Below are 6,385 nucleotides of genomic sequence, written 5' to 3'. Positions count from 1 at the left end.
CTCGTTCGCCGTCCTTTTCTCGCGATCGTAGCCACGTCCTGCGCTGCGTCAAGGCGCGCGGGGCCGTGTCAGTCGCTGCGCTCCATCCCGCCCCACACCCCGCGCTTGAATCCTTGACCCAGCTACGGCCGCGTCTCCTTTGATCGCGGGACGACGAACTCAGGGGAACGGCGGCAACGGCGAGAGACGCCGCCGACTCAGCAGAAACATCTTTCACGCCGGGACTTCGGAATCTAGGGGCCCGGTCAGCGCAAACCACCAGAGGGGTGCATATGACGTTTGAGGAATACAGGAAACGCTTTCCGGCCACGCGCGGCTTTCAGCGCTACACAAGCGAGCAGCGCGCGAACCACGCGTCGAGCCACCGGCTCGGGCACAACAAGCGCATCGCAGTTGGCGAGTACTTCTATGCCCACCAGCATGCGCCTGGCGTCTCTTTCCCGAAGCGTTCGCAAGCCGAGCGGGCAGGGTATGAGCAACATTTTAAGGCGGACGCCGCTGCGCCGACGCCGATCGTCGAGCAGGACGCGACCGAAGCGCGAAAGCCGTCCCGTATCCATCTGACGCACACCGGCCCCGCTGCCGGCGCAACGCTGTGTGGCGCACCGCGCGACGGCAGCGCCGCCCACCATGCGGTGTATGCGCCCGTCGAGCGTGATGAATATCGCGCGCAGTGCTGCGTGGCCTGCCTGAAGGAATTCGCGCAGGCATGGGCCGGTGAAAGGACCAAGCCGGATTGGGTCACCAGTGTTCTTGCGGCTGATGTGCAAGACGTCGTCAGCACACAACTTCCTCTTTTCGCGTAACAGGAGCGCATCATGCAGATCGAACTTTCGTTGTCCGCAGAAACCATCGCCGCCGAAGCCATCACGGCAGCGAAGAAGAACTCTGCGCATATGTCACGCGTTGCGCGAATTTTCGACGCCATGCGCGACATTGTCGAAAAGCCGGACGCGCGCCTGCGGCATTACACAGTGGACTTTTATGAGCATGATCGCGCATATCTGCAGCGTACCTACGCGACAGGTATGTACGGCTGGGTCATCCGCGAGAGCGGAACCCATCTTGTGCAGCTCGGCAGACATCCGCGCATGAACGAGGAGCTGGACGCCGCGCTCCACACGGGCCCGAGTCGCGACTGTTATCTGATCGACGCGCGCAAGGCGACGGTGAAATCAGTAACGGAAGGCAAGCTGCGTGAGGAAATGGCGCACTTCACTTACGTTACCGGGGCGCATACCGTCTCGAAAAACGGCCGGACCATCGCAACCATGGACGTCAGTTTGACGCCGTGGACTCACGCGAAACCCCCGCAAGGCATCGTGCGATTCGGGTCGCTGGACGTGCCGCTCAGCCATGAAGATCTGGTAGCACTCGCACAGATCGGACCCTCGGAAGTAATCCGGGTCTCGGATTCTCTTTTCACCGGTACGCAGACCATTGAACTGGACGGCGCCAACCTGTTCGACCTGATCGAGCAGCGCGCCGAATAGTCCGTATCGCAAGCCGCGAGGAGCTGCAGGGCTCTTCGCCCTTTCGCATGCGAAACCGGATACCGCGCCCGCAGTCAGCCGGGCCGGGGCGAGCCGCCCGCCAGGCTTCGCCTGACGCGCCGCTCGCAGATTCCCCGCCCCGGTGAACAGAAGCGGACCGCTCTAGGGCTTCGCCCGGCGCGGGCCACCCAATCCAGTCGCGTCGCGATGCTCCGCGAAGGGGCGCTACCCGCGCGGGCCTTTCGCGCGATCGCATAGGTCGCATGCCGTCCATCCCCCCTCATCGCCCATACCCGCGACCTTAGCCGGCCTCGGCCTGACGTCAAGGCGTGCGGGGCCGTGTTGTCGCTGCGCGCCTGCCCGCCCCAACACCCCGCACTTGCCTCCTTGACGCACGGCCTCAACCGGCTTGCGTCGTCGCAGGGCGATGAACTCAGGGGAACGGCGGCAACGCTGGAACCTGACAAGCGCCCGCCGAAAGGAAACCCCTACGATGGGCTCCGAATCTTGGGGCCCGGTCAGCAAAAAACAGGAGCTTATGCCATGACACGACGCCGCCACCCGAAGCCCGAGATTCACGCCATTGTTTTTGCGCAGCACGAACACTGTGTAACGGAATTGATTGTCGAACTGAGTCACGCCGTCATCGGTGCGACCGGCTATGTACATGCGGGCAATATCGAATTCCGCGCGAACGTGAGTGACCACAGCGCGGAATCGTTCGGGCGTCGCGTCGCGTTCAGCAATGTCTGCGGCGCAGAACTGGACGAGATGCGTGCGGCGGTTCGGAAGATCGAGCGCATCCGCAGCCGGATGATGAAGGATGACAAAGCGCTGGGCGAGGCCCCGAACTTTGCGGAATTCGCGCGTCGTGCGCTCGTCGCCGCCGGCGTAACGATGGTGCATGTCGCCCGTGATCTCGCGGGCCGCCCTCGCAACGCCGCGCATCACATCGTCGTAAGCACGGCAAACGGAGGCGACGTACTGGATGCAATCGGACGATTGGAAAAGATCGCGTTGACCATGTTCGGCAAGCGTGTGGAGGCAGCATGAGCGCGCAACTGGTTGAACGTTGGGAAGGGGCCGCGAAGGGTGGGCGCTATCAGATCGACGTGCTGCGATTCGAGCCGCGTCCGGGCCGCGAATTCTTCGACATTCGCCTGATGCGCGATGCGAAGCAATACGGCTCGACGGTTGCACGGTCTCCCGCCGAAGCGCGCGATCGCGTGCAGCACGCGGTCGATTGGGCACTCTCGTATGGCCCCGCGCCGTACAAGCGAACCTACCGCGACGCAAAGCTCGCGCCTGTCGTGCGAGACAGCGAGCCGCTTCTGACCGCGCAGGCTAATCGTTTCGAACTTGCTGCGAGGCTCGCGCTGTTTCTCGTTGCCCGTACCGGTGACCGTCTAGCGAAGTGGCAGGGCACGCTTCTGGCCGCCGAGCAGCGCGCGCTGTTCGGGCGCTTCTTCGGCAAGGGCACGCTGACTATCGACGGCACACGCGAGCGCATCAAGCACACCGTTACGCGCTCGTTTGGGATGGGCCGTGAAGTCACTGCGGATGTAGCCTGGAGCGACCTCTGACCTGCAGCCGCGCCCCGGCGCTCACTATCTAAACAAATCGTGGAGCGCTCAGCCAGCGCTTCACTTCGATTGAGAATCATCATGAAAATCCACATATCCGCCAGCCTCACACTTCCGGCGCGCTGGCCATTGCGTACACAGGAGCCCGTGCGCTGCGCGCAGATCCGCGTGCTGCTGAACACGATCGTAACGGATGCTCTCGCCGTGTGGCGGTGTGCGCCACGTCGCACGTGGAGCGACATCGGCCGTCTGGTTCACAAGCAATTGCGCACGCTTGACCAGCTTTATCCGGAGGCAGGAATTCTGGAGGCGGAGGCGCGGGCCGTTGCGCTGCAGTTCTTCGCCGCAAATGTCGATCCGGGAATTCGCAGCTTTGTGCATCGCGACGGCGATCCGCTTCCCGAGGCAGTCGTGCGCCTCAGTAGCGCGTTAAGCGATGCACGACGCCAGTAACAGATCAAGGACGCACTGAGTATGACCGCCATATCATTACAGGACGGAACGACGATGACCAACGCAACCAAAGAATTGCACGACCGCCAATCGCACTATGACCGATTGCACCACCAGAAGCGTATGCGCGATCTGTCGCGACGCGATCAGCTCGATCATACCGATCTGCGCCTAAAGGAAGACAGCCGCCGCATTCTCAATGCAGAGGCACCGTTGACGCGGTGTGTGGACCTCGCCGATGCGGCGTACCTGGCCGAACTCGACGCATTCGAGACTGAGCAAGCCGCGCGCAAGAGCAGGGGCTTCTACGAACCGGACTGGGAAACGTGTACGCACATCGGTCAGGTGGCGGACATCGCACAGGCGATGGATCGCTTCTATAAAAGCGACCGGCTGAACCGGCCAGGTGGAACGCGTGAGCGTCTGATCGCGAGCAACGAAGAGGAATTTGCACGAAAGGGCTTCGCGTGTATTGCGAGCTACCATGATTCCGTAGTCGGCCGGTCAATCTTCGTGCGACCGGCTGACGTCGGCCTGGCCGTGTACAGCAGCAACCGCGCGTAAGCGGATCAATCGCTCGACGAGCGCCGGCCACGTGCCGGCGTTTCTGTTTCCGGTACCGCCGTAGCAATCCAGCCGTGACGCGGCACCTTGCGCGCCAGGCTGCGCCCGTCACGCAAGCTGACGACCTCGCATCCCGGTGAACATGCACCCCCGCTCTTGGGACTGCGCCGCGTCCCGCGGACTTGCCCCGGCGCGTGCCATCCCCTCCAGCCTCGCTGCCTGCAGCAGCTCGGTAAGCGCGCTCGCCGCGCGGGGCGTTTCGCTTCGTCGCGCAGCAGCTCTCTGTGCCGAAACCCCGTCCCCCTCGTTCGCCGTCCTTTTCTCGCGATCGTAGCCACGTCCTGCGCTGCGTCAAGGCGCGCGGGGCCGTGTCAGTCGCTAGTCGCTCCATCCCGCCCCAGCACCCCGCGCTTGAATCCTTGACCCAGCTGCGGCCGCGTCTCCTTTGATCGCGGGACGACGAACTCAGGGGAACGGCGGCAACGGCGAGAGACGTCGCCGACTCAGCAGAAACATCCTTCACGCCGGGACTCGGAATCTAGGGGCCCGGTCAGCCTTTAAAACCCGTGCGGAGGAACCCCATGTACAGGGAAGAAGACATCGTCCATGAAAACGGCAAGGTATTTGTGTTGCGCGACCGCCGCCAGAAGTCGTATGCGGTCTGCGTGTCCGGGACTACGCATTCAACGGTCGAGAGCGCGTACTCACTGGATTCGGATGGACTGTCTCTCGCAGTGGCACGTTGCGACTACTTGGCGCGACGCGCTGCATAACAACTGCGCACGCTACGGCGGGCAAACACGAAGGGGGACTACCGATGATTCTCGTACTCGAAGCAACGGTGCAACGGGAATTCGCAACGATATCGGGCTACTCGCTGATCGAAGGGATTGGTTTCGTGTCGCCCGACATGATCGGCCCGCGCGCTGAACCGAATGTATCGCTACACATCGAATCGCACGCGCCGTTCGTTGCAATCTCGTTCAACGTCTAAACCAGCAACTTTTTGAGGAGTCACATATGGGCGCAACTGTTACCACCGGCAAATGTGCAGCCGCTTTCCGCTCGAACGACGGAGAGCTGCTCTACATCCTTTTTGAGCGGTCATACGAAAAAAATTGCTATCCCCACACCGACCACTGGAGTGCATTCGCGTTCGGCACGCGGGAGGAAGTTTTGCGGCGGGCATTTGTCGGTGCGTCCGACTGTTGCGGCGGCATGTTGCAGAGCCGTAGCGGCGACATCAAGCCGGAGAACTACATCGAATCTTGGAAGCAGGAACTGAATCGTCCGGTCCCGATGCGCGATGTTGTCGTGGCGCTGAAATTTGAAACCGGCTGGCGTGCGGCGCTGCCCGAGGATGCCAACGAAAGGGTGTTATCCACCCTGCAGCGTGCAGGACTGGCAGACCGCCTCGACGTAATCAGGAATGAAGGTATGACGACGACGCTCTACGGCGACACCACCTTGCTACGTGCGATCTACGGCGTCGACGGTGAACTGTCGCCGTGGCGTGTGTTCACTCATAGCGACACTGGCACTGTACCTATCGACGTCCCGCCCGTGCGCAATGTTTCCGCGCGGGAGATCGACCTGCCGTCTCCCCGTTGCTTCGCGATCGACGCAGACGTGCGACTCGTCGCAGGCGATGACGGCAAGTGGTCAGACGGCCAATGGGCCTATTCCGCGCTCGCACAATATGTGACAGGCCCGGCCCTTGAGCGTGAGCTGGTTCAGCCCGGCTTTGCGAAGGCAACGATACCGGTCGTGCGTGAAGCGCTGAAGAATGCGGCACCGTTGCCCGAGGACACGCGCATTACTGTGCGCCGCACCGCGTGCAAGGAGGATCATCACCGTCGCGCGGTGGATGAACTGGCCCGAGGTCTAGGCCTCATCGGCGAAGGCGACCAAGCGCCGGATGAATTCACGTTCCTGTTTTCGGACATCAAGGGCGAGGACGCCGATAGCGTGCGCTATCGCGTCGGTTCGATGCGCGACGTGCTCACGTGGGACGTGCCGGAGACTGCCGCGCCGGAGGTTGCTCCCGCACCTCAGGCGGTGAGCGCGACGCAGGGGCAGCTTGCCGTTGCGTGATCGCCCAGCGACGCCGGCCGAGTGCCGGCGTTGTCGCTTCTGGCACCGCCGCAGCCATCCAGCCGGGACGCGGCACCTCGCGCGCCAGGCTGCGCCCGTCACGCAAGCTGACGACCTCGCGTCCCGGTGAACATGCACCCCCGCTCTTGGGACTGCGCCGCGTCCCGCGGACTTGCCCCGGCGCGTGCCATCCCCTCC

9 protein-coding genes are annotated in these 6,385 nt (G+C 63.0%); all 9 read left to right on the top strand.

Features of this window, described 5'->3' with window-relative positions:
* Positions 1–272 precede the first annotated feature (272 nt).
* The 9 genes from AWB69_RS44590 (at position 273) to AWB69_RS44555 (ending at position 6,187) form a co-directional block, all read left to right on the top strand.
* The gene (locus tag AWB69_RS44590) at positions 273–806 is read left to right on the top strand and encodes a hypothetical protein (protein WP_062093140.1); all 534 of its coding nucleotides are present in this window, start codon (positions 273–275) and stop codon (positions 804–806) included.
* 12 nt (positions 807–818) lie between these two features.
* Positions 819–1,493, top strand: coding sequence for a hypothetical protein (locus tag AWB69_RS44585; RefSeq protein ID WP_062093139.1), 675 nt, complete (start codon positions 819–821; stop codon positions 1,491–1,493).
* 543 nt (positions 1,494–2,036) lie between these two features.
* The gene (locus AWB69_RS44580) at positions 2,037–2,546 is read left to right on the top strand and encodes a hypothetical protein (RefSeq protein WP_062093138.1); all 510 of its coding nucleotides are present in this window, start codon (positions 2,037–2,039) and stop codon (positions 2,544–2,546) included.
* Positions 2,543–3,076, top strand: a complete 534-nt coding sequence (locus tag AWB69_RS44575) for a hypothetical protein (RefSeq protein WP_062093137.1) — start codon at positions 2,543–2,545, stop codon at positions 3,074–3,076. Before AWB69_RS44580 ends, AWB69_RS44575 begins: the two co-directional genes overlap by 4 nt.
* Positions 3,077–3,157: 81 nt before the next feature.
* Positions 3,158–3,529, top strand: coding sequence for a hypothetical protein (locus AWB69_RS44570; protein WP_062093136.1), 372 nt, complete (start codon positions 3,158–3,160; stop codon positions 3,527–3,529).
* Between the two features lie 54 nt (positions 3,530–3,583).
* Positions 3,584–4,093: a hypothetical protein gene (locus AWB69_RS44565; RefSeq protein WP_062093135.1), complete on the top strand. Its 510-nt coding sequence runs from the start codon at positions 3,584–3,586 to the stop codon at positions 4,091–4,093.
* 581 nt (positions 4,094–4,674) lie between these two features.
* Complete coding sequence (locus tag AWB69_RS44560; protein ID WP_062093134.1) at positions 4,675–4,866, top strand: hypothetical protein; 192 nt, start codon at positions 4,675–4,677, stop codon at positions 4,864–4,866.
* A gap of 44 nt (positions 4,867–4,910) precedes the next feature.
* Positions 4,911–5,087, top strand: a complete 177-nt coding sequence (locus AWB69_RS48480; protein WP_156529210.1) for a hypothetical protein — start codon at positions 4,911–4,913, stop codon at positions 5,085–5,087.
* A gap of 26 nt (positions 5,088–5,113) precedes the next feature.
* The gene (locus AWB69_RS44555; RefSeq protein ID WP_062093133.1) at positions 5,114–6,187 is read left to right on the top strand and encodes a hypothetical protein; all 1,074 of its coding nucleotides are present in this window, start codon (positions 5,114–5,116) and stop codon (positions 6,185–6,187) included.
* Positions 6,188–6,385: the final 198 nt, after the last annotated feature.

This window comes from Caballeronia udeis, from assembly GCF_001544555.2.
Taxonomy (GTDB): Bacteria; Pseudomonadota; Gammaproteobacteria; order Burkholderiales; family Burkholderiaceae; genus Caballeronia; species Caballeronia udeis.
This window is presented reverse-complemented; position numbering and strand designations above follow the sequence as displayed.

Coding starts and splice junctions, on each gene's coding strand:
- AWB69_RS44590 (WP_062093140.1), top strand. CDS start 273: ATGACGTTTGAGGAATACAGGAAACGCTTTCCGGCCACGCGCGGCTTT.
- AWB69_RS44585 (WP_062093139.1), top strand. CDS start 819: ATGCAGATCGAACTTTCGTTGTCCGCAGAAACCATCGCCGCCGAAGCC.
- AWB69_RS44580 (WP_062093138.1), top strand. CDS start 2,037: ATGACACGACGCCGCCACCCGAAGCCCGAGATTCACGCCATTGTTTTT.
- AWB69_RS44575 (WP_062093137.1), top strand. CDS start 2,543: ATGAGCGCGCAACTGGTTGAACGTTGGGAAGGGGCCGCGAAGGGTGGG.
- AWB69_RS44570 (WP_062093136.1), top strand. CDS start 3,158: ATGAAAATCCACATATCCGCCAGCCTCACACTTCCGGCGCGCTGGCCA.
- AWB69_RS44565 (WP_062093135.1), top strand. CDS start 3,584: ATGACCAACGCAACCAAAGAATTGCACGACCGCCAATCGCACTATGAC.
- AWB69_RS44560 (WP_062093134.1), top strand. CDS start 4,675: ATGTACAGGGAAGAAGACATCGTCCATGAAAACGGCAAGGTATTTGTG.
- AWB69_RS48480 (WP_156529210.1), top strand. CDS start 4,911: ATGATTCTCGTACTCGAAGCAACGGTGCAACGGGAATTCGCAACGATA.
- AWB69_RS44555 (WP_062093133.1), top strand. CDS start 5,114: ATGGGCGCAACTGTTACCACCGGCAAATGTGCAGCCGCTTTCCGCTCG.